The sequence below is a fragment of the Cupriavidus necator N-1 genome, from assembly GCF_000219215.1.
Lineage (GTDB): Bacteria > Pseudomonadota > Gammaproteobacteria > Burkholderiales > Burkholderiaceae > Cupriavidus > Cupriavidus necator.
The window spans coordinates 2,561,515-2,584,255 of sequence record NC_015723.1 but is presented as its reverse complement, the minus strand read 5'-3'; the positions used below and the strand labels follow the sequence as shown (position 1 = coordinate 2,584,255).

Genomic DNA, 22,741 nt, shown 5'->3' with positions numbered 1-22,741 from the left:
ACCGCTTCAGCTCTTTGGCAGAAACTCATAGAGTTCTTCCGTCGCCCCCACCGCGGGGCGCAAACCGGAAGCCCCTGAATCATGTCTGTTCCCTTTCCCCGCCACGCCGTTATCCGCGAAGTCGGATTGCGCGATGGCCTGCAGAGCATCCGCACCATCCTGCCCACGGCCAGCAAGGAAGCGTGGATTCGCGGCGCCTACGCGGCCGGCCTGCGTGAGCTGGAAGTCGGCTCGTTCGTGCCCGCGCACCTGCTGCCGCAACTGGCCGATACCGCGCAGCTGGTCGCGTTCGCGCGCACGCTGCCGGGCCTGTTCGTCTCAGTGCTGGTGCCCAACCTGCGCGGCGCGCAGGATGCGCTGGCCAGCGGTGCGGACCTGATGCTCGTGCCGCTGTCGGCCAGCCATGCGCACAGCCTGGCCAACCTGCGCAAGACGCCGGACGAGGTGGTGGCGGAAGTCGCCCGCATCCGCGCCGCGCGCGATGCCAGCGGCGCGAAGACGCTGATTGAGGGCGGTGTCGGCACCGCGTTCGGCTGCACGCTGCAGGGCCATGTCGATCCCGATGAAGTGCTGCGCCTGATGCAGGCGCTGCTCGATGCCGGCGCCGACCGCGTCAGCCTGGCCGATACCGTCGGCTATGCCGACCCGCGCATGGTGCGCGAGCTGTTTGCGCGCGCCGTCGATATCGCCGGCGATCGCTTCTGGTGCGGCCATTTCCACGATACCCGCGGGCTTGGCCTGGCCAACGTCCACGCGGCGCTGGAAACCGGCGTGAGCCGCTTTGACGCTTGCCTGGCCGGCATCGGCGGCTGCCCGCACGCGCCCGGCGCCAGCGGCAATGTCACGACCGAAGACCTGGCCTACATGCTCGGCAGCATGGGCATCGACACCGGCATCGATATCGGCCGCCTGCTGGCGCTGCGTGAAGACGTGGCTGGCTGGCTCAAGGACGAAACCCTGCACGGCACGCTGTGGCGCGCCGGCCTGCCCAAGACCTTCCCGGCCCAGCACGCTGGCGCCGCTGCCTGAGACGCAAGATGACCCAAGACAACAGAAACTCCCTGCCGCTGGCCGGCATCCGCGTGGTCGAATTCACGCATATGGTGATGGGCCCCACCTGCGGCATGATCCTGGCCGACCTGGGCGCCGAAGTGATCAAGGTAGAGCCGCCCGGCGGCGACAAGACGCGCAACCTGCCGGGCCTGGGCATCGGCTTCTTCCGCGCCTTCAACCGCAACAAGAAGAGCGTGGTGCTGGACATCACCACCGAGGAAGGGCGCGCCGCCGCGGCCGAGCTGGCGGGCCAGAGCGACGTGCTGCTGGAGAACTTCCGGCCCGGCCTGATGCAGAAGCTGGGGCTGGACTACGCCACGCTGTCGCGCGACTACCCGCACCTGATCTACGTCTCGCACAAGGGCTTCCTGCCCGGCCCGTACGAGAACCGGCTGGCGCTGGACGAGGTGGTGCAGATGATGGGCGGCCTGTCCTACATGACCGGCCCAAGCGGGCGTCCGCTGCGCGCGGGCACCTCGGTCAACGACATCATGGGCGGCATGTTCGGCGCCATCGGCGTGCTGGCCGCGCTGCGCGAGCGCGACCGCACCGGGCGCGGCCAGGAGATCCAGAGCGCGCTGTTCGAGAACTGCGTGTTCCTCGCCTCGCAGCATATGCAGCAGTTTGCAATGACCGGCGAGGCGCCGCCGCCGATGCCGTCGCGCGTGTCGGCGTGGAGCGTGTATGACGTCTTCACGCTGGCCGGCGACGAGCAGCTGTTTATCGGCGCCGTCAGCGACAAGCAGTTCGTGACGTTGTGCCAGGTGCTGGAGCACCCGGAGCTTCTCGACAAGCCCGAGTACGTCAGCAATGCCTCGCGCGTGGCGGTGCGTCCGCAACTGCTCGATGAGCTGGGCGCAATCCTGCGCCACCACCGCAGCGCAGAACTGGCGCCCAAGCTCGAAGCCGCCGGCATCCCGTATGCGCCGATCGTGCGCCCGGACCAGTTGCTCGACGATCCGCACCTGCTTGCCAGCGGCGGGCTGGTGCCGATGCAGGCCGACGATGGCTCGACCACGCCCACGGTGCTGCTGCCGCTGCTGATGGGCGGGCGCCGCCCGGGCGTGCGGCGGCCGCTGCCCAGGGCCGGCGAGCACAACGAAGAGATCCTGTCGCAGCTCGGCCAGGGCCGCAACGGCTGACCGGTACCACGACGGGCATGCCGCGGCACAGCGGCAGCCCGCAAAGATCCTACGATAACGATACGGAGACAACCCCATGGACCCCCGTCGCATCCTTCTCAAGTCAGGGCTGGCGCTGGCCGCCACCATGGCCGCCGCGCTGGCCGCGCCCGGCATCGGCGCGCTCGCGCAGGGCAGCACCGGCAAGGCGGTGCGCCTGATCCTGCCGATCAGCGCCGGCTCCGGCGTGGACACCATCGCGCGCGCGGCCGGTCCGGCCCTGGGCAAGGCCTTTGGCCAGCCGGTGGTGATCGAGAACCTGCCCGGCGCCGGCGGCATCACCGGGGCCGCGGCCGTGGTCAAGGCGCAGCCGGACGGCAGCACGCTCGGGCTGGTCTCGAACAACCATGTCATCAACCCGAGCGTGTTCCGCACGATGCCGTTCGATGCCATCAAGGACATCACCCCGATAAGCGTGATCGGCACCACGCCGCTGGTGCTTGTCGTGAATCCCAAGGTGCCGGCAAGGAACGTGAAGGAACTGGTGGCGCTGCTCAAGGCCAAGCCCGACGGCTACAACTACGGGTCGTCCGGCAATGGCACCATCATCCACCTGGCCGGGGAGATGTTCCTGGACGAGGCCGGCGTGAGTGCGCGCCATGTGCCGTACAAGGGCACCGGGCCGATGATGAACGACCTGATCGCCGGACAGGTGGAGCTGGGCGTGGTCGCGCTCAACGCAGTGGCGCCGCACCTGAAGGCCGGCACGCTGCGTGCGATCGGCGTGTGCGGCGACAAGCGCTCGGCCGCCGCGCCGGACATCCCCACCATCGCCGAACAAGGCTTGCCCCGCTACAACGTCGCCGGCTGGTTTGCCGTGGTCGGCCCCGCCGGCATGCCCCCGGCAGAGGTCAAGCGCGTGCATGACGCATTTGCCAGGGCCTTCACCTCGCCCGAAGTGCTGGAAGCCATGAAGAAGCAGGCCACCGTGATCGAGCCCGGCACACCCGAGGCGGCCGCCAGTTTCTTCCGCAGCGAGGCCACGCGCTACGCCGCCCTGGTGAAGAAGGCCAACGTCAAGGTCGAATAGCGGCGGCTGGGCTGAACCATCGGGCACGGCCTGCAGGCCGCGCGGCGAACGCCTAGAATGCAGCATCGCCCCCGTGACGATGCCCTGCAGGAGGACGCGCCATGACCGACAAGCCAGTCAGGATCCCCGGCCCCGACCACCCGATCACCATCACGCCGACTGCCGGCAGGGTGGTGGTCAGGGTGGCGGGCATTGCCATTGCAGACAGCGACGCGGCGCTGACCCTGCAAGAGGCGACCTACCCACCGGTGCAGTACATCCCGCGCGAGCATGTCGACATGACGCAGCTGGAGCGTACCGCGCACACGACGTACTGCCCATACAAGGGCGATTGCAGCTATTTCTCCATCCCCGCCGGCGGCGAGCGCGCGCGCAATGCGGTGTGGAGCTACGAGACGCCTTACCCCGCGGTGGCGGCGATCGCCTCGCACCTGGCCTTCTACCCCGACCGCGTCGACAGCATCGAGATCCTCGGCGCCTGAGCGCGCGCGCCGCCTGGCATGGTGGCAATAGCCATCTGCGGATTCGGCACGCCCCATGTGCTGGACATAGTCAGCGCCCTAGGGGCCGAGTGCCGCGTCGATCATGGCCACGGCCAGCCCGACCAGTAGCGCAACCGCCGACGCGATGAACCATCGCACGGTCTTGCGGTACTCATCCACTGCATCGTCCTCGATGCGCAGCGCGCGGTAGAGCGCCACGATCTGCAGCGACACCGCGGCCAGCAGCGATACCGCGGCGAACAGCGCGCGCAGGTTCCAGTGGCCGGGACTCTCGAAGCCCCAGAATCGCCAGAACGCCAGCGAGAAGCCGAGCAGCACTGTGATCGCGGTAATGATGCCCTGGCGGTAGCCGTTGGGCACCAGTTGCGGCGCGGGCTTGGGCGCAGCCGCTGGCTCGGGGGCATTCATCTGGCGCCTCCATGATAGTTTTGCGCGGCCGCAGTCCGAGCCGACAGCCCTGCCGGTACGCCGCGGGCTCAGCTTCGGTTCTCCGGCAACTGCACCACGGCCAACGTGGCATCGGCAGTACCGATGACCCTGCTGACATGCCCTTTGCCCGTGGTGTCTTCCAGCAGCAGGGCACTGCCCGCCGACAGCGGCCGCAGCTCTCCATCGCTGGCTTCGAACTCCATTGCCCCCGCCAACACGAAGATCCACATGCGCAGCGGCGACGGGTGCAGTGCGCCCACCCAGCCGGCCGGCACCAGCAGGAAGCCCTGGCGCGCGGCCTCGTCCAGCGGCGACACCCAGAAGGCGCGCGCGGGCGGTGCGAACAGGCGCTCGGTGATGGCAACGGAAAGGGGGCCAAAGTGGGATTCGCCGTCGGCATCCGCGAAAAGCCGTTCGAAGGCCAGCGGTGGACGGGCGGTTGTGACGGGTTCGGCAGTGACAGCCATGGCGGACCTCCCTGCGGCGCGTTGCGCGCGGCATTGTTATGCAGCCAGTCTAGGCTGCCGGGCGCGGAGTGCAATGCCGGTCACGGGGCGCGCGCTGGTGCCCCGCACCGTGCGTCAACCCTTGCTGAAGATGCTGTAGAAGTCCGGCGCGCCGCTGTCGGGCACGCTCAGGTCGAGCGAACCCTCGATGTGTTCCAGGTGTTCCGCCATCAACGCGCTGGCGCGCGCGGCGTCGCGCTGCTCGATGGCGTCGATCAGCTGGCGGTGCTCATGCTCGGCGCAGGCCGGCGCGCCGGGGCGGTCGTACAGCGTGATGATGAGGCAGGTCAGCGACACCATCTCGCGGATCAGCTTTTCGAGGATGGCATTGCCGGCCATCTCGGCCAGCAGGATATGGAATTCGCCTGACAGGCGGATCATCGCGGCGCGGTCGCCGCGTGCGCGCGCGTTGTCTTCTTCCATCGCGTGGCGGCGCAGGCTGCGGACCTTGGCCGGCGTGGCACGCTGGGCCAGTTCGGCTGCCAGCGCGGGCTCGACCACGCGGCGTGCCTGGAACACCTCGCGCGCCTCGTCCACCGTGGGGCTGGAGACAAAGGCGCCGCGGTTGGGTACCAGCGTGACCAGCTTCTCATGCGCCAGGCGCGCGAAGACCTGGCGGATACGCGCCCGGCTGGCGCCGGTCACTTCGCACAGCCGTTCCTCGACCAGCTTGGTGCCGGCCAGCAGGCGGTGCTCCATGATCGCGGTCAGCAGGCTCAGGTAGATCGCCTCGGTGGCGGAAGCCTCGCTGGTGGCGGCCTCCGGGCCGGCACTTTCCTCCGGCGCGGCATTGGCGGTGGCCTTGGGTGCCGTTTTCAGTGTTGCCTTGGACGCGGGCCGGCGCGGCGTTTTTGCTGCGGTGCCGGGCGCCGCCTTCTTCGATGTGGTTGCCATATCAGGGGACGGACATTCAGCCTGTCGCCGGAAATGGCGACGAAAGACGGCTATATCGTACACAAATATGGCGACACGGGCGCCATTTGTCAGGCCGGGGCAACTTCCTCGCGCATCGTGCCCGCGGCTGCGAACGGGTGCACCTGCGCCCAATGCCGGGCGATGTCGACACGGCGGCAGATCCACACCTTGTCGTGTCCCTGCACATAGTCGAGGAAGCGCTGCAGGGCGCGGAAGCGGCCCGGGCGGCCGAGCAGGCGGCAGTGCATGCCGACCGACAGCATCTTGGGGCTGTCCTGTCCGCTCGGGTCGCCTTCGTCGTACAGCACGTCGAACGCGTCCTTCAGGTACTGGAAGAATTGTTCGCCGGTATTGAAGCCCTGCGGCGTGGCAAAGCGCATGTCGTTGGAGTCGAGCGTGTACGGCACCACCAGGTGCGGCTTCTTCTTACCGCCGGTGACTTCGACTTCGGTCCAGAAGGGCAGGTCGTCGCCGTAGTAGTCCGAGTCGTACAGGAGGCCGCCGTGCTCCACCACCAGGCGGCGCGTGTTGGGGCTGTCGCGGCCGGTGTACCAGCCCAGCGGCAACTCGCCGGTCAGGTCCTTGATGATCTGCATGCCGATGCGCATGTGCTCGCGCTCGGTGGCTTCGTCGATGCCCTGGTAGTGGATCCAGCGCCAGCCGTGGCAGGCGATCTCATGGCCCAGTTCGACAAAGGCGCGGGTCAGTTCAGGATGGCGCTGCAGCGCCATCGACACGCCGAAGATGGTCAGCGGCAGGCCACGCTTCTCGAACTCGCGCAGCAGGCGCCAGACGCCGGCACGCGAGCCGTATTCGTAGATGCCCTCCATGCTCATGTGGCGGTCGGGGTAGGCCGCGGCGCCGACGATCTCGGAGAGGAACTGCTCGGAGGCGGCGTCGCCGTGCAGCACGCAGTTTTCGCCGCCTTCTTCGTAGTTGAGGACGAACTGCACCGCAACGCGCGCGCCGCCCGGCCAGCGGGCGTGCGGCGGCCGGGCGCCGTAACCGATGAGATCGCGTGGATAGCGGGACTGGAGCATGGCGGTGGAGTCGGAAATGGATCGGGAAGTCATACGGTTCAGTTCAACGCATAAGGGGCCAGCATGCCCGCATACGCCTTGGGCAGCGGCCGCGCCCAGTCGCCGCGCTTGCTGGTGCCCAGTCGCACCGAGACCAGCGCCTCGGCCATCTTGACCGCGCACACCACGCCGTCGATCACCGGCGCGCCGATGGCGTCGGCGATCTCGTCGCACAAGTCGGTCATGCCGGCGCAGCCCAGCACGATGCATTCGCTGCGGTCTTCAACCAGCGCCTGGCGGCAGGCCTCGGTGATGATGCGGCGCGCGTCCGAGCCCGGGCGCTCCAGTTCCAGCACCGCCAGGTCGCAGGCGCGCACGTTGTTGCAGAAGCGCTTCATGCCGTAGCGCTCGGCCAGGTGCCAGGCGATATTGCAGGTGCGCGCAAGCGTGGTCACCACGCTGAAGCTGCTGCCGACCACGCTGGCCATATGCATGGCGGCCTCGGCAATGCCGATCACCGGCCCGCGCGCCACCTCGCGCGCCGCGTACAGGCCGGGGTCACCGAAGCAGGCAATGACGTAGCCGTCCACGCCTTCCTGCTCGCCGGCCAGGATCTCGTCGAGGATGCCGGGCACGGACAGCGCCTCGTCATAGTGGCTTTCGATGGAAGCCGGTCCCATGCGCGGGCTGACCGCGCTGATGCGCGTGCCCGGTGCCGCCACGGCGACGGCGCACTGCCTGATCTTGTCGGTCATGCTCTGGGTGGTATTGGGGTTGATGATCTTCAGCTTCATGGGCGCGGCTTTGCTAGGTGCGGTCGAAATCGTGCAGTCGAAAGAATGGTTCGGGGATCAGGCCTGGCTGGCGGCGCGGCTGCCGAAGTGGCCGGGCATCATGCGCAGCGCCAGTTGCCGGTACAGCACCAGCGCGATGCCCATGCCGATAAACCAGCTGTAGTTGGCCGCGGGCTGCCACGCCGGCACCACCACGCACAGGATCGGGATGATGGCCGCCGGGATCATGGTGGTCACCGCCGCCGGGTTGAAGCCGTTGCGGTACCAGTAGCGGCCGCGCGGGTTCAGCGTGTACAGGTCGTCGACGTCGATATGCTGGCGGCGCACCAGGTAGTAGTCGGCAATCAGGATGCCGAACAGCGGCCCGATGAAGGCGCCCAGCACGTCCAGCGTGTAGTGGATCACCGCCGGGTTGTTGTACAGGTTCCACGGCGTGATGAAGATCGAAGCCACGGCCGCGATCATGCCGCCGGTGCGCCAGCTGATGTGCTTGGGCGAGACGTTGGAGAAGTCGAATGCCGGCGAAACAAAGTTGGCGACGATATTGATGCCGATGGTGGCGGTCATGAAGGTGAACGCGCCCAGCAGCATGGCGAAGGTGCTGTCGATATGGCTGACGGTTTCCACCGGGTCGGTGATCAGCTTGCCGAACACCGGTAGCGTGGCCGAGGTCGTGATCACGGTCAGCAGCGAGAAACCCAGGAAGTTGACCGGCAGGCCCCAGAAGTTGCCACGCTTGACCGACTCGAAGTCTTTGGCATAGCGCGAGAAGTCGCCGAAGTTCAGCATCGGGCCGGAGAAATACGACACCACCAGCGCAATCGCGCTCAGCATTACCGGCACCGCTTCCCAGCCGGTGTACTTGACAAAGCTCAGCGTGAAATTGACGTTCTCCCAGCCGGCCTTGTTCACCAGCCAGATCGCCAGCGCGATCATCACCACATACACCGCCGGGCCAGCCCAGTCGATGAACTTGCGGATGGTCTCCATGCCGGTCCAGAACACCAGCGCTTGCAGCACCCACAGCACCATGAATGCGGCCCAGCCCAGCGTGGAGAGCCCGGCAAAGCCGTGCAGCTTCACGTCGGCATACGGCGCCAGCGCGGGGAAGAAGTGCAGCGCCAGCACCAGGAAGGCGCTGGAAGCCAGGTAGGTCTGGATGCCGTACCACGCCACTGCGATCAGCCCGCGGATCACCGCCGGGATATTGGCGCCGAGCACGCCGAACGAGGCCCGGCAGATCACCGGATAGGGCGTGCCGGTCACCTGGCTGGGCTTGGCCACCAGGTTGCAGAAGAACTGCACGATCAGGATGCCGACCAGCAGCGACACCAGCACCTGCCAACTGGTCAGCCCCAGCGCGAACAGGCTGCCGGCGGTGATGTAGCCGCCCACGCTGTGCACGTCCGACATCCAGAAGGCAAAGATGTTGTAGGTGCCCCAGGTCTGCTTGCGCAGCGGCGCCAGGTCCTCGTTGGTAAGGCGTTCGTCATAGCTCGGCTTGATCAGGGCGTTGCCGTGTGCGGCACCCCCCGCCTGCACCTGCGGTGCGTCTGCGGTCGTTGCGGTCGTTTGCATCATCTGAGTCTCCTGGCAGATGTGTGTCTTGACGATAGGCGACGTGCGGCCGTTGGGCTCTTTGGTGTGCGCCGATGGGAAGCTGGTTTCTGCTGTCTACTAAATTGTCTACAAAAGGTATTAAGTGTGTAGACGATGTTGTAGATCACGGATTGGTGATTGTCAACATTCGATTTCCCTGAAGTCGCCCCGGGGGCGGGAAGCCAGTTTTCGCTGGACCAAAAAAGAACCCCGCTCCGGAGAGCGGGGTTCTGCGAGGCATCGTTGCGTTCGGGTGAACCTCAATACGCAATCCTGGCCGTCAGGCTCACGCTGCGCGGATCGGCCGGCTGGATGTAGTTCTCATACTGGAAGCCCCAGTAGCGCTTGTTGGTCACGTTGTTCAGCGCGGCGCGCAGCGTCAGGTCCTTGCCGGCGACGCGGGTGTTGTAGCTCGCGCCGAGATTGAACACCGTGTAGCCGCCGGCCTCCAGCGTATTGCCCGCGTTCAGCTTGGTATTGCCGGTGTACTTGCCATCGACACCAAGGCGCAGGCCCGGTACGAACGGCACGCGGTAGCTGATGCGTCCGGCCAGCACCAGGTCAGGCGCACCGGCGACGCGCTTGCCGTTGTTGGCCATGCCCTTGTCGTAGTACGAGTCCAGGTACATCGCGCTCGCGCCGAATTCCCACTGCGAGCCCAGCCGGTACACGCCAGCCAGCTCCAGCCCCTGGTAGATCGAGGTGCCGTCCTGCTGGCGCGTCGGCACGCCGCCGTTGATGTTGTCGTACTCGGCGCCGCGCTCGATGCGGAAGGCGGCGGCGGTGGCGCTCCAGGCGGCCTGGTCGGCCTTGACGCCGATTTCATACTGCTTGCTGCGGATCGGGCTGAGCAACTGGCGTGCATTGGTGTAGCCATCCGGCACGATCGAGCCGGGCTCCAGCGCTTCCACGTAGCTGGCGTAGACCGTGGCCGTGGGCACCGGCTTGAACATCAGCGCCAGCGTGGGCGTGACCACGCCGTTCTTGCTGTAGCTGGAGGTCACCGGCACGTAGCCGTTCTGCTCGAAGTTGGTCACGCGCAGGCCGGCCAGCACCGACCAGCGCTCGCTCAGCTGCACGGTGTCGCTGGCGAACACCGACTTCTGCGTAATGTCGCTGTTGCGCACCTTGTTGAAGGCGGTCGAGCTGTAGTACGTGTTGGTATTGGGCTCGAAGATGTTGCCGGTGCCGATGACGGCGCCGAAGCCGTTGTTGTCATAGCGGTCGATCTGCTTCTGCCACGACAGGCCCGCTACCAACTGGTGCCCGAACGGCCCGGTGCGGAACTTGCCTTCCAGCATCGCCTGCCATTGCCCCACCTGCTGGTTCTGCGCGGTGTCGTAGCGCTGGTCGTTGTAGTCGCCGGCCTGGTTCAGCAGGTTGTAGGTGCTTTCGTTGCGGCTGCGGTTGACCTTGGTGAAGCTGTACTTGGTGCTGACCGCCCAGTCCGGATTGAGCTGGTAGCGCAGGCCGGTGCTGTACAGCTGCAGGTTGGTGTTCAGGTGCTGGTCGGCACCGGCGAAGTTGCGGATGCGGCCGGACACCGCGGCCGGCAGGGCCGTGTCGCCGTAGCTCCACAGGCTGAACGACGGCATCTGGCCAGTGGCGCGGCGGTCCTGGTAGATCGAGTCGAAGGTCCACGTCAGGTCCCTGGTCAGGCGCGCATCCAGGCCCAGCGAGACGCTGTCGCGCTGGATATTGCGCGCGTTGTAGGGCGTGCCTTCCTCGTGCGTCACGTTCAGGCGGTAGCCGAACATATTGCTCGGGCCGGCGCGCCCGCCCAGGTCGACGTGCTCGCTCCAGACATTGGCGGCGCGGTAGCCCAGTTCGAACGAGGCGGTGAAGGTGTCGGTCGGCTTCTTGGTGACGTAGTTGACGATGCCGCCCGGGGTGGCAAAGCCGTACATGAAGCCCGGCAGCCCCTTGAGCAGTTCCACCTGCTCCATGTGCTCGTAGGGCAGCGTGATGCCGTAGGCCACGAACGGCAGCCCGTTGATCTTGAAGCCGTTCTGCCAGTCGATCTGCAGGCCGCGCACGCTCAGGTAGCTGGACCAGCTGTTGTAGCCATTGCCGTTGTCGCTGACCGACGCATCCATCGCAAACACATCGCCCAGCTTGGCCACCTGGCGGTCGGCCAGGTCTTCGCCGGTGACGATGGTGGTGGAGTACGGGGTGTCGAGCTGCGTGCGCGAGCCCAGCGCGCCGGTGCTGGCCTTTTTCTCAAGCTGCAGGCCGAAATCGTCGACCGCCGAGGCGCTGACGGTCACTGCAGGTAGTGATTGCGCATCCGCTGGCGCCGCGGCTTGCTGTGCCAGCGCGGCGGTTGCCGGAAAGCCGGCCAGGACGGCCAGTTGTGCCAGCGCGGCGAGGTGGCAGGGTTTGGGTGCGCGCAGGCGCGCGGCGCGAATGACTTGGCGGCTCATGAGGGACAACAGGAGGCAGGCGGGTCTGTATGTAAATACAAATGCGACTTATTCGCATTTGCGAAAAGCCGAATGATGCCTACGCTCGTTGCGGTGGTCAAGGTGTGGGAGGGGGTGTTGCGATGAAAGCAACGGTGGCTGGCGTAGCCGGTTCGCGCTAGCCTCCCTGCTCCCCTATCGATTGCTGGAGCCTGCCATGGCCATGTCGAACATTCGTGTCCGATTGACCTGCGAACCAAGGAAGAGGCTTCTGCCGTGCTGGAAGCAATGGGCCTGCCGGTGTCCGATGCAGTGCGCATGCTGCTGAAGCGCATAGCGACAGACAAGGCACTTCCTTTGGCGTTGATGACGCCAAATGCGGCGACTATTGGTGCGCTGAGGGAAGCACGGGCCGGCGGGTTGCGCAGGTTCGAGTCGCTGGACGATCTAAGGGCCGATCTCTGTCGTGCAGGCGACTGATGCGGTCAGTTAGCTCCTCTCTCCCGCGTGCGGGAGAGAGGAGTGCTAGCCATGGCTAGCTGGTGAAATTCGCCGCGTGCGCGCGGGATGTCTGGGAAACGCTCAGCGCTTGCCGTCCTTCACGTACACCCGCTCACCCGCCACCCAGGTCTCCAGCACTTGGGTCTTCCAGATGTCGGCAGGCTTGGCATTGAACAGATCCTGGTCGACCAGGATGAAGTCGGCCCACTTGCCGGCTTCGAGCGAGCCCAGCGTCTTCTCCTGGTGCTCGGCATAGGCCGCATCCAGAGTGAAGGCGCGGAATGCCTGCGGCAGGGTCATGGCCTCTTCCGGATGCCAGCCGCGGATCGGGCGGCCCTCATGGTCGGTGCGGGTCACCGCGGCGTGCAGGCCGTAGAACGGGTTGGCCGATTCCACCGGGAAGTCCGAGCCGCCCGCGATCACGGTGCCTTGCTTGAGCAGCGTCTGCCAGGCATAAGCGCCCTTGATGCGGTCCTTGCCGACGCGGTCCTCGGCCATGTTCATGTCGCTGGTGGCGTGCGTGGGCTGCATCGAGGCGATCAGGTCCAGCGTCTTGAAGCGCGGGATGTCCGGCAGCGCGATCACCTGCGCGTGCTCGACGCGGTTGCGCAACTGGCGCCCGCCCACATCCTTGTAGGCCGCTTCCATGGCATCCAGCACCTGGTGGTTGGTGGCATCGCCGATGGCGTGGATATTGACCTGGTAGCCGGACTTGATCGCGGTCTTGACGGCGGCCTGCATGGCTGCGTCGCTCATGAAGAGCAGGCCGCTGTGCACGTGGTCGTCCGAATACGGCGCCATCAGCGCGGCGCCGCGGCTGCCCAGGGCGCCGTCGCCGTACAGCTTGACCGCGCGCAGGTAGTAGCGGTCGTTGCCATAGCCCACCAGCGGCCCCTTGGCCGAAAGCGCCTTGAAGTCGTCGCCGGTGTCGCGGATCATGCCATAGATGCGCGTGGTCAGCTTGCCCTGGTCGGCGAACTCGCGGTAGATCTTGTCTTCGGCAACGGTCACGCCGGCGTCGCCCACGGCGGTCAGGCCGAGCGCGTTCATGTGCGCCAGCGAGGCGGCCAGTGCGGCGCGGCGGTCGTCGTCGCTGTACGGCGGGATCACGCTGTTGACCAGCGCCATGGCCTTGTCGACCAGCACGCCGGTGGGGTTGCCGTCGGCGTCGCGCTCGATTCGCCCGCCGGCCGGGTCCCTGGTGTCGCGGGTGATGCCGGCGGCCTGCAGCGCCTTGGTGTTGAGCCACGCGGCGTGGCCGTCCACGCGCACCAGCCGCACCGGGCGGTCCGACACCGCCGCGTCCAGCTCGGCCGCTGTCGGGAAGCGGCCCAGCTTCCAGTTCACCTGGTTCCAGCCATAGCCCAGCAGCCACTTGCGCTGCGGGTTCTTGTCGCCGTAGGCGCGGATCATGCCTTGCGCCTCGGCCAGGGTCCTGGTGCCGGACAGCGAGATCTCGGTGGTCTTGAAGCCCAGGCGGAACACATGGCCGTGGGCGTCGATCAGGCCCGGCAGCAGGGTCTTGCCCTGGCCGTCGATGCGTCTGGCATCGGGGTACTGCGCGCGCAGCGCGGCGGCGTCGCCGGTGGCCAGCACCTTGCCCTGGTCGAACACCAGGCCGGTGAAGCTGGTGATCTTGTCCTGCTTCAGGGTGTAGCCCTGCACCGATTCCACCAGTGTCGGCGCGGCATGCGCGGACAGGCTCAGTGCCATGCCGGCGCCAAGCGCCAGCATGCTCATGCGGATTGCTCTCTTCAAAGCGATGCTCCTTGTTGTTGTGCTTTCTTGCTTTTATGTACTGCTGCTTGTGAGCGCCCGGGAATGGCGCTTATTCACCGGTTGCCGGTACGGCGGCGCGCGCCGGGGCGGCATCGCGTCTGGCCGGCAGGGCGGGGAAATGCATCTCGGCATAGGACACGAAGCGCGTCTTGCGCGCAATGCGGTAGCCCAGCCAGATCAGGAGGAAGATCGGGATGCCGATATAGGTGGCGGCCACGCTGACCCAGTCGATCTTGCCGCTGGTGAAGGCCTGGTAGTTCTGGCCCAACGTGACGATCAGGCACAGCGCAAATGCGAAGACCGGCCCGTAGGGGAAGAACGGCGAGCGGTAAGGCAGCCGGTCCAGGTCAAGCCCCTGCGCGACAAAGCCCTTGCGGAAGCGGTAATGGCTGACCGCAATGCCCAGCCAGGCGATAAATCCGGTCATGCCGGACAGGTTCAGCAGCCACAGGTAGACCGACCGGCTTTCGAACAGCGAGGTGAGGAAGCACAGCGCGCCCACCGCGGTGGTGGCCAGCAGCGCCATCAGCGGCACCCCGTTGCGCGTCAGCTGCGCAAAAATGCGCGGCGCGCGGCCTTCGGTGGCCAGGTTGTACAGCATGCGGGTGGAGGCATACATGCCCGAGTTACCGGCCGACAGCACCGCGGTCAGGATCACCGCGTTCATCACGCCTGCCGCAAAGGCCAGGCCCGCATGGCGGAACACCAGCGTGAACGGGCTTACGCCCACGGTCTGCACGTCGTTCTTGAGCAGGTTCGGGTCGGTGTAGGGGATCAGGATGCCGATGATCAGGATCGCCAGCACATAGAACAGCAGGATGCGCCAGAACACCTGGCGCACCGCGCGCGGGATGTTTGTGGCGGGATCGGCCGATTCGCCGGCGGCGACACCGATCAGCTCGGTGCCCTGGAACGAGAAGCCGGCGATCATGGCCACGCCGATCAGCGCCGGCAGGCCGCCGACAAAGGGCGCATCCCCGATGGTCAGGTTGGCCAGCCCGTGCGTGGCCGATACATCGCCGCGCAGGATGCCGAAGATCATCAGCGTGCCGATGCCGATAAAGGCGATCACTGTCACCACCTTGACCAGCGCGCACCAGTACTCGGCCTCGCCGAAGCCGCGCACCGAGATCGCGTTGAGCAGGAACATCAGGCCCAGGAAGAGCGCGCTCCACAGCACGCCGGGCGTGTCGGGGAACCAGTACTGCATCACCAGCTGGGCCGCGGCCAGCTCCACCGCGATGGTCACCGCCCAGTTGTACCAGTAGTTCCAGCCGAGCGCGAAGCCGAAGCCTTCATCGACATAGCGCGCGCCATAGGTGGCGAACGAGCCCGACACCGGCATGTAGGCCGCCAGCTCGCCAAGGCTGGTCATCAGGAAATAGACCATCGCTCCGATCAGGATATAGGCGGCCAGCGCGCCGCCGGGGCCGGCCTGCGCGATGGTGGCACCCGAGGCCACGAACAGCCCCGTGCCGATCGAGCCGCCGATGGCGATCATGGTGAGATGGCGTGCCCGCAGGGTGCGGCGCAGCGTCGGCGCGGGGGCGCCGGAAGAGATGGGCTGGGAAGGTTGGCTTGACATCAGGATCCGGTCTGGGCGCGCGTCAGGACTAAAGGCGCGAAGGGGGCGCAACTATGCCGGCATCGCCAAGAGGCGGCAAGCTGCGCCAAAGCGCCAGCCGCATGGGTCCCGGCGGCCCGCCGCCAGTGCCACCTCCCGGTTCTACCGGCCGGTATATTGGGCGGCATCATAAGAGAAATCGCTGTGCAGGGAAAGCCGCTGCGCGGGCCGTGCGCCGTCATATGTGCGGCATTCGCCGCGTGGCGCCTTGTTTGTCCATGAGGTGTAGGACAAACACCCGGCGTGGAACAGGAATGGCACCGCTGTTGCGGCCACGGCGCACGGTATATCGTGCGAAGTAGCAGGCGCTGCATGCCGGCCGGTGCGCGGAGCCAGCCCCATCCCATCCCGCCGCAGGGGGACCTCACGGATGTTCCAGACGCTCTGCCATGTCCCGTTCGATGCCCGGCCACTCAGTGCCGCGGGGCATGCGGGCGCCAGCCGCTGCCGGGGCCTGCGCCGGATGACGGCGCTGATGCTGGTGTCCGCGCTGGCGGCCGGGGTGCTGGCAGGGTGCGCCAGCCTGCCGGCCTCGGCGCAGCGCACCCCCTCGAGCGCTCCGGCCAGTACCGCCGATACCCCGCTGGGCAAGGTGCTGGCGCCGCGCCTGGCGCAGCGCCCCGGCGAGTCGCTGTTCTATCCGCTGTCGTCCGGGCCCGACGCGCTCGCTGCGCGGCTGGCGATGGCGCGTGCGGCGCAGCGCAGCCTGGACCTGCAGACCTATATCTTCGAGACCACCGGCACCGGCGCCGCCGTGCTGGGCGACATCCTCGACGCGGCCGACCGCGGCGTGCGCGTGCGCATGCTGCTCGACGACCTGCATACCGGCGGCATGGACCAGATCCTGTCGGCCATCGATTCGCATCCCAATATCGAAGTGCGCCTGTTCAATCCCTTTGCCAACCGCAGCGTGCGCTGGCTGGAAATGCTGGCCGGCTTCAAGCGGCTGGACCGGCGCATGCACAACAAGTCGATGACGGTGGACAACCAGATGTCGCTGGTGGGAGGGCGCAATATCGGCGATGCCTACTTCTCCGCGCGCACCGACATGGACTTCAGCGACCTCGATGTGCTGATTGCCGGACCGGCGGTGCCGCAGGTGTCGGCCGTGTTCGACGAATACTGGAACGACCAGTCCTCATATCCGGTGGTGGCGCTGATCCCGGCAGGCAAGGAAGCGCCGGTTGAGATGCGCAGCCTGCGCAAAGGTTTGGAGGCACGCGGCGACCAGGCTATCGCCAGTCCCTACGTGAAGGAATTGCTGGAGTCGGGCCTGGCCAAGAGCATCGAGAGCGGCCATATGCCTGCTTACAGCGGCAACGCAGTCGTGGTCTCCGATTCGGCCGCCAAGATCACGCACCAGACCGATGACGATCCCGGCTACGCCACCGCCCGGCTCGAGAAAATGATCAACGGCGCGCAGAAGGAAGTGCTGCTGATCTCGCCGTACTTCGTGCCGGACGACGACGGCGAGGCCTGGCTTATCGCGCTGGCAAAGCGCGGCATCCGCGTGCGCATCCTGACCAACTCGTTTGCCGCCACCGATGTCAGCCCGGTGCATGCCGGCTACGCCCCGCACCGGCTGGCCCTGGTGGCCGCGGGCGTAGAGCTGTACGAGCTCAAGCCCAGCGCCTACGCCGAACTGGCAAGCAGCGGCAAGGCCGCGCGCGGTTCACGCTCGCGCTCTTGGCTGTCGTCCAGCCGCGCCAGCCTGCACGCCAAGAACTACATCGTCGACCGGCGCCTGGTATTCATCGGCTCGCTCAACATGGACCCGCGCTCGGCCAAGCTCAATACCGAGATGGGCATCGTGCTGGACAGCCCCGCGCTGGCCGAGCGCATGATCAAGTCCACCGAGAACGCGCTGCTCGACATGACCTACCGCGTCGGGATGCAGACCGATGGCGACGGCGGCAACCGGCGCCTGACCTGGACCACGCGCGAGAAGGGGCAGCTCATGGTCTACGACAGCGAACCCGGCATGGGCCCGCTGCAGCATCTGGGCATCGGCGTGCTGCGCGTGCTCCCGATCAAGGAAGAACTGTAGCTGGCGCGCATCAACAATGCCTTCGACGAACTGCGCCGCGGCAAGCTGGTGCGTTCGGTGATCCTGTTCGATTTAGGGTCGCCGCCCACAGCGCCATTGTTCGCGCTGTGGGACAATCGCGGCGCACCGCAATGACGAGGCGCCGCATGAAGACAATCGAATGGAAGGACTGGGAGATTTTTTGCCGCGTGGTGGAAGGCGGCGGCTTCACCCAGGGAGCCGAGCTGGCCGAGGTACCCAAATCTTCCGCCAGCGCCGCGGTGGCGCGGCTGGAAAGCCAGCTTGGCATCCGCCTGTTCGAGCGCACCACGCGCCGCGTGCGCGTGACCGAACGCGGCCAGCGCCTGTATGAGCGCGTGGCGCCGCTGTTCGCCGAACTCCATGACATCAGTGCCGAGGCCACCTCGGACAGCGCCGAAGTCAGCGGCCTGCTGCGCATCTCCACCCCTTATGAAGTCGGCTCCCAGCATTTGTCCGAAAGCCTGACGCGCGTGCTGCGCGCCCACCCGGGCCTGCGCGTGCAAGTCGATGTCAGCTGGGACCAGCCCGACCTGATCCGGCACGGCTACGACCTTGCGTTCGTGATGACCGACACCGCGCTGCACGACACCTCGTTCGCCAGCAAGCGCGTGGTGCTGATTGAACGCGCTTTCTATGCCGCGCCGGCACTGATCAAGGCGCGCGGGCTGCCGCGCACGCCGCAGGACCTGCAGGGCTGGCCGACGCTGGGCAACGCCGACGACCGGCACTGGGAGTTCCTGCGCGACGGCGTGGAGATTGCACGCCTGGATGTCGAGCCGCGCATCTGCACCCATAACGCCGAGCTGCGGCTCAAGGCGGCGCTCGACGGGCTGGGCGTGACGCGGCTGTCGCCGCGCTTCGTGCAGGATGCGGTCGGACAGGGGCAACTGGTGCGCGTGCTGCCGGGCTATGCCTCATCGCCGCTGAAGGTCTACGTGCTGATGCCGGCGCGCAAGCTCATGCCGGCCAGCGTGCGGCTGCTGCTGGACGTGCTGGAGCAGACGCTGGGGGTGCCGGAGGCGCGGCGCCCGGCCGGCAAGCGGAGGGAGAACGCTTAGCTGCCGCGGCCTCCGCTCGCAGGCATCGGTCAATAAGGCTGCTCGGCCGGCCGCACATCAAAGTGCAGCACTTCGGCAAGATCCAGCATCTCCTCATCATCCTCGCTGCGCGTGATCCAGCCGCCGTAGGCATCGCCGCCCGTATCCCAGTTCCACAGCGTATAGCCGGCCACGCGCAACTGGTTGTGCGCCAGCTCCATCAGTTCGGGCACGCTGGTGGTCTCCAGGAAGGCTTCTTCCTCGGGGTCATCGCTGCCCCAGTTGATCTCCAGGTCGATCCGTTCGCACAGCTGGTTCAGGCAGCCGATAAAGGACTGGGCATCCTTCCAGTCGACAAAGAACCCGGACTGCCAGTCGATGACCTCGCGGATCACCCACAGCAGTTCCTGGCCATCGGTGTCATCGTCCTCGGCATCGAGCAGGGCATCTTCAAACATCGACTGCTGCGCCGAGGTCTGCGCGCTGTCGCCAAGGTTGATCAGGGCGAAGAAACGCGCAATCGCGTCCTGCGTGTCGTCGTCCAGTGGTGTGGCCATCTACTTTCTCCTGTTGCTGCGGTCTTCTAGGCCGCGATGCGCATGATCTCGCGTTGGCCGGCCGGTGTCACGCGCAACGCGCGCGAGGTGCGCGTAGGCTCGACCCAGCCGAGCGCCAGCAGGCTGCCCAACAGCGCCGCGCCGAGCGCGCCGCCCAGATGCGGCTTGCGCTCACTCCAGTCCGGGCAGGTGCAGGCAAACTGGCGCCGCTTGCGCCGGGCGGCCTCCACATCCACGCCCAACCCTGCCAGCGCCTGCGCGCCGTCGCCGCTCAGGTCTACGCGCTGTCCGTCCAGCATCAGCCAGCCTGAATGCGTCATCCGCTCGAACAGGCCCACCGCGAGTTCTCCCGCAAGGTGGTCATAGCACGTACGCGCCTGGCGCAGCGCCGGTGGAGCGGTGCGCGATACCGGCACGTCGCGCAGCCGCGGCGGCTGGCTGGCCAGCGACGCCGAAGCCAGCGCCTCGATCGCCACGCCGATCTCCGGCGCGGCCAGGCGGTAGTAGCGGTTGCGCCCGCGCGTCTCGGCCACCAGCAGCCCGCCTTCGGTCAGCCGGGCCAGGTGGCCGCTGGTGGAAGAGGCCGACAGCCCCGCGATCAGCGCCAGCTCGCCGGCGGGCCGGGCGCTGCCGTCCATCAGGGCCCACAGCATGGCCGCGCGGCCGGGATCGGCGAGCAGACCGGCGAGGTGGCTGATGCCGGGCGTGTAATCCATGGTTTGGCTCCGGATGAAATGTGTCATGCGGAGTATAGGAGATGGGCGGGTCGTTGACCTCGGACATTCGCTGAGTCAGGCTTGGCGACATGACATGTCTGGACTTAACACGATTGTTCTGCGCCGCCGAGCCAGACTTCGAAGAGGCTCCGGAGTGGGGAGATAAGGGATGCGACGAGAGCCAATTGAATGGCCGGCCTTCGGTGAAATAGTGGCTGCCATTAGCCGGAATAGTGATCTGCAACAGCTGCTGATAAATGCGGGGCTTGCAGCGTCGTGACGCGCAGTCGAAAAACGTGGAAGCGAAGGTGGCTCGGGGGATCTGGTCAGGGGGAAACAACTATCGCTATAGCGCCTCGCGGCGAGCCTGTCAGATTTCTTGTGTGTTGAGGTCATGAGACGATATCGAAAGAAACGCCCTTATGACCGAAACAACAAGCATGACCAAGAAGAGCAAGAAATCGAGCGCGCCGAAGCTGTTTCCGGATGAGTTGATCGATCAACTGCTGGCTCAGGTACAGAACAAGGACGCCGAGTCGATTCTCGGTGAATCAGGCTTGGCCGGCCTGCTCAAGAAGCAGTTGGCCGAGCGTATGCTTGCCGCCGAACTGACGCACCATCTGGCCAGCGAGGCCAAGCAAGGCAAGAGCGGCAATCACCGCAACGGCAGCAGTGCAAAGACCGTCATCACGCCCAACGGCGAGCTGGAACTGGACATTCCGCGCGACCGGCAAGCCACCTTCGAGCCGCAACTGGTCGCCAAGTACCAACGCCGGCTGTCCGGCTTCGACGACCACGTAATCAGCATGTATGCACGCGGGATGAGCGTGCGTAAGATTCAGGGCCATTTGCAGGAACTGTATGGGCTGCAGGTCTCGCCTGACCTGATTTCCACCATCACCGACGAAGTGCTGGCCGAGGTCGAACAATGGCAGCAGCGCCCGCTGGAGGCGATGTACCCCATTGTCTACTTCGACGCGCTGCGCCTGAAGATCCGCGACGAAGGCACCGTCAGGAACAAGGCGGTGTACCTCGCGCTGGGCATCCGCGCCGATGGGCGCAAGGAAGTCCTCGGCCTGTGGATCGAGCAGACCGAAGGCGCCAAGTTCTGGCTCAAGGTCTTCAACGAACTGAAGAACCGCGGCCTGGAGGACATCCTGATCGCCGTGGTCGATGGCCTGCGCGGCTTCCCCCAGGCCATCGAGGCCGTCTACCCGGCCGCGCAAATCCAGACCTGCATCGTCCACCTGATCCGCAACTCGCTCAACCTGGCGAGCTGGAAGGAGCGCAAGGACCTGGCGGCCGCACTCAAGCCGATTTACCAGGCTGCCACGGCCAATGCCGCTGCCACTGCGCTGGATGCCTTTGCCGGCAGCGACTGGGGCCGCAAATTCCCGACGGTGGCCGACATGTGGCGGCGGCAATGGGAGCAGGTCATCCCGTTCTTCGCCTATCCGCCGGAAGTGCGCAGAATCATCTACACCACTAATGCCATCGAGAGCATGCACATGCAGTTGCGCAAGATCGTCAAGAACCGGGGCCACTTCCCCAGCGACGAAGCCGCCAGCAAGCTGCTGTACCTGGCCTTGCGCAACATCGAGAAAGATTGGAAGATGCCCCCCATCACCTGGAAACAAGCGGCCAACCAGTTCGCCATTCTCTTCGGTGACCACTTCACCAACGCCCTACGCTGAGATCTATTTAACCGACCTCAGCACACAGAATTCCTGACACCTCCCTCGCGGCGGCCAGTCAGGAACCAGGTATGCACTGCACCGACCCCCTTTGCCACGATGATGCCGCGTTCTTCGAACTGAAAGGATTCTCCCAATCGATTGCGAGTTGCGTCGGTAACTTGAATCCGTCCAGCCAGACTATGGGATTCCATCCGACTGGCAGTGTTGACGGCATCGCCCCATAAGTCGTAAATGAACTTGCGCTTACCGATAACGCCGGCCACGACCGATCCACTATTGATGCCAATTCGCATTCGGAGGTTATAGCCGGTGCGTCGATTGAACAGTCTGAGCGCGTCTATCATGTCCAGTGCCATGTCGGCAGCGCGGACAGCATGGTCAGAAACTGGTTCCGGTAGCCCAGCTGCTGCCATGTAAGCGTCCCCGATTGTCTTGATCTTCTCAAGTCCGCGACGATCCGCGATTGTGTCGAATTCGGTGAAGATCTCATTGAGCACTGCGACCAGGCGCTCGGCGCTCATGCCCACCGAGAAACGGGTGAATGCCACGATGTCCGCAAACAAGACCGTCACTTCCGGGAAGCTGTCGGCTATGACTTCAGGAATGCTGTTGGCTACGATTTCCGGACGTGCTTTCAGTCGTTCAGCTATCGGAGAGGGCAGCAGGTTCAAAAGCAACCGCTCCGAAAGCGTCTGTTCGACCATGAGTCGATCGTAAAGACTCTGAAGTTCATCGCGCTGACGGCAGATTAGATCCCAGCTGGCTTGAAGCTCCTCGTTTTTCCGCGCAAGCGCTGCTTCGGTGCGCTTCTTTTCCGTGATGTTGCGCCCTTCAGGCAGCAGGAACACCACCTTGCCATCCGAATCTCTAATAGGTAATAGCGAGAAGTCGACAATGATCGTCTCCTCGCCCATCTTTTGGCCGTATACCTCGAAGTCACCGCGGACGAACTCGCCTTGGCTTGCGCGCCGGATCAGCTCTCGCAAGACGCGCTGGGTCTCCCGAGAGATGACCCACCATCTGGCCTCCCAGAATGGCATTCCGCGAATGTCATCCATTTGAATGCCGATTCCCTCGAGCGCTGCGCGATTGATCTCGAGCATCTTGCCGTCGACGTCTAGCAGGCCGACGAACTGGTACATTGCGTCCAGCATGATGCTTGCAAGCTTGGCTCGCTGGGTTTGGAAGTCGTCGTGTGCGGAAAGCGTTACATCTCGCACCTGAATTTGCGGGCTGGCCGAGAACAGCTGGCGGCTAATAAGGGCCATGCTTCACCTCTTCCGCTCCGCCGCAAATTCATACAGGAGTCAGCCTGACGGGCTGGCTTTCGA

20 protein-coding genes are annotated in these 22,741 nt (G+C 65.8%); 8 read left to right on the top strand and 12 right to left on the bottom strand.

Translation table 11 applies throughout. The features are described 5' to 3' along the window. Positions 1 to 81: 81 nt before the first annotated feature. The 4 genes from CNE_RS29745 (at position 82) to CNE_RS29730 (ending at position 3,746) form a co-directional block, all read left to right on the top strand. Entirely contained in the window at positions 82 to 1,029 is a 948-nt protein-coding gene (locus tag CNE_RS29745) for a hydroxymethylglutaryl-CoA lyase (RefSeq protein ID WP_013954010.1), read from the top strand. Between the two features lie 8 nt (positions 1,030 to 1,037). Next, positions 1,038 to 2,195 carry a CaiB/BaiF CoA transferase family protein gene (locus CNE_RS29740; protein WP_013954009.1) on the top strand — a complete coding sequence of 386 codons (1,158 nt, stop codon included), beginning with the start codon at positions 1,038 to 1,040 and terminating at the stop codon, positions 2,193 to 2,195. A 76-nt stretch (positions 2,196 to 2,271) separates the two neighbouring features. Further along, entirely contained in the window at positions 2,272 to 3,264 is a 993-nt protein-coding gene (locus tag CNE_RS29735; protein ID WP_013954008.1) for a tripartite tricarboxylate transporter substrate binding protein, read from the top strand. A gap of 101 nt (positions 3,265 to 3,365) precedes the next feature. Continuing rightward, positions 3,366 to 3,746, top strand: a complete 381-nt coding sequence (locus CNE_RS29730; protein ID WP_013954007.1) for a DUF427 domain-containing protein — start codon at positions 3,366 to 3,368, stop codon at positions 3,744 to 3,746. A gap of 78 nt (positions 3,747 to 3,824) precedes the next feature. Here CNE_RS29730 and CNE_RS29725 read toward each other — a convergent pair whose 3' ends face one another. The 7 genes from CNE_RS29725 to CNE_RS29695 form a co-directional block, all read right to left on the bottom strand. Beyond that, a complete protein-coding gene (locus CNE_RS29725; RefSeq protein ID WP_013954006.1) occupies positions 3,825 to 4,175 on the bottom strand; it encodes a hypothetical protein in 351 nt (116 codons plus the stop codon). A 68-nt stretch (positions 4,176 to 4,243) separates the two neighbouring features. After that, positions 4,244 to 4,663 (bottom strand): cupin domain-containing protein, encoded by a 420-nt coding sequence (locus CNE_RS29720; RefSeq protein ID WP_013954005.1) that lies wholly within the window; start codon positions 4,661 to 4,663, stop codon positions 4,244 to 4,246. A gap of 114 nt (positions 4,664 to 4,777) precedes the next feature. Then, positions 4,778 to 5,596 carry a GntR family transcriptional regulator gene (locus CNE_RS29715; RefSeq protein ID WP_013954004.1) on the bottom strand — a complete coding sequence of 273 codons (819 nt, stop codon included), beginning with the start codon at positions 5,594 to 5,596 and terminating at the stop codon, positions 4,778 to 4,780. Positions 5,597 to 5,685: 89 nt separating this feature from the next. Continuing rightward, a complete protein-coding gene (gene puuE, locus CNE_RS29710) occupies positions 5,686 to 6,657 on the bottom strand; it encodes an allantoinase PuuE (RefSeq protein ID WP_041228951.1) in 972 nt (323 codons plus the stop codon). 38 nt (positions 6,658 to 6,695) lie between these two features. Then, positions 6,696 to 7,430, bottom strand: a complete 735-nt coding sequence (locus tag CNE_RS29705; protein ID WP_013954002.1) for an aspartate/glutamate racemase family protein — start codon at positions 7,428 to 7,430, stop codon at positions 6,696 to 6,698. 57 nt (positions 7,431 to 7,487) lie between these two features. Continuing rightward, complete coding sequence (locus CNE_RS29700; protein ID WP_013954001.1) at positions 7,488 to 9,011, bottom strand: NCS1 family nucleobase:cation symporter-1; 1,524 nt, start codon at positions 9,009 to 9,011, stop codon at positions 7,488 to 7,490. A 278-nt stretch (positions 9,012 to 9,289) separates the two neighbouring features. Further along, positions 9,290 to 11,452 (bottom strand): TonB-dependent siderophore receptor, encoded by a 2,163-nt coding sequence (locus tag CNE_RS29695; RefSeq protein WP_013954000.1) that lies wholly within the window; start codon positions 11,450 to 11,452, stop codon positions 9,290 to 9,292. 255 nt (positions 11,453 to 11,707) lie between these two features. Here CNE_RS29695 and CNE_RS29690 point away from each other — a divergent pair, with 255 nt between their 5' ends. Further along, positions 11,708 to 11,911 (top strand): type II toxin-antitoxin system RelB/DinJ family antitoxin, encoded by a 204-nt coding sequence (locus CNE_RS29690; protein ID WP_013953999.1) that lies wholly within the window; start codon positions 11,708 to 11,710, stop codon positions 11,909 to 11,911. A gap of 102 nt (positions 11,912 to 12,013) precedes the next feature. Here the strand turns inward: CNE_RS29690 and CNE_RS29685 are convergent, their stop codons facing one another. Then, positions 12,014 to 13,690 carry an amidohydrolase gene (locus tag CNE_RS29685; RefSeq protein ID WP_013953998.1) on the bottom strand — a complete coding sequence of 559 codons (1,677 nt, stop codon included), beginning with the start codon at positions 13,688 to 13,690 and terminating at the stop codon, positions 12,014 to 12,016. A gap of 70 nt (positions 13,691 to 13,760) precedes the next feature. Next, positions 13,761 to 15,296, bottom strand: coding sequence for an amino acid permease (locus CNE_RS29680; protein ID WP_013953997.1), 1,536 nt, complete (start codon positions 15,294 to 15,296; stop codon positions 13,761 to 13,763). A 409-nt stretch (positions 15,297 to 15,705) separates the two neighbouring features. Between CNE_RS29680 and CNE_RS29675 the strand changes: the two genes are divergently transcribed. Together CNE_RS29675 and CNE_RS29670 are read left to right on the top strand one after the other, a co-directional pair. After that, positions 15,706 to 17,382 (top strand): phospholipase D family protein, encoded by a 1,677-nt coding sequence (locus tag CNE_RS29675; RefSeq protein WP_041228748.1) that lies wholly within the window; start codon positions 15,706 to 15,708, stop codon positions 17,380 to 17,382. Positions 17,383 to 17,528: 146 nt separating this feature from the next. Continuing rightward, on the top strand, positions 17,529 to 18,461 hold the full coding sequence (locus CNE_RS29670) for a LysR family transcriptional regulator (protein WP_013953995.1): 933 nt from the start codon (positions 17,529 to 17,531) through the stop codon (positions 18,459 to 18,461). Positions 18,462 to 18,490: 29 nt separating this feature from the next. On the opposite strand, the gene CNE_RS29665 is transcribed toward CNE_RS29670, so the two are convergent. Next, a complete protein-coding gene (locus tag CNE_RS29665; RefSeq protein ID WP_013953994.1) occupies positions 18,491 to 18,997 on the bottom strand; it encodes a DUF6630 family protein in 507 nt (168 codons plus the stop codon). 26 nt (positions 18,998 to 19,023) lie between these two features. Further along, positions 19,024 to 19,713: an ArsR/SmtB family transcription factor gene (locus tag CNE_RS29660; protein WP_013953993.1), complete on the bottom strand. Its 690-nt coding sequence runs from the start codon at positions 19,711 to 19,713 to the stop codon at positions 19,024 to 19,026. A 440-nt stretch (positions 19,714 to 20,153) separates the two neighbouring features. On the opposite strand from CNE_RS29660, the gene CNE_RS29655 reads away from it, so the two are divergent. Next, a complete protein-coding gene (locus CNE_RS29655) occupies positions 20,154 to 21,407 on the top strand; it encodes an IS256 family transposase (protein WP_148271683.1) in 1,254 nt (417 codons plus the stop codon). A 17-nt stretch (positions 21,408 to 21,424) separates the two neighbouring features. On the opposite strand, the gene CNE_RS29650 is transcribed toward CNE_RS29655, so the two are convergent. After that, positions 21,425 to 22,678: an adenylate/guanylate cyclase domain-containing protein gene (locus CNE_RS29650; RefSeq protein ID WP_013953991.1), complete on the bottom strand. Its 1,254-nt coding sequence runs from the start codon at positions 22,676 to 22,678 to the stop codon at positions 21,425 to 21,427. Positions 22,679 to 22,741: the final 63 nt, after the last annotated feature.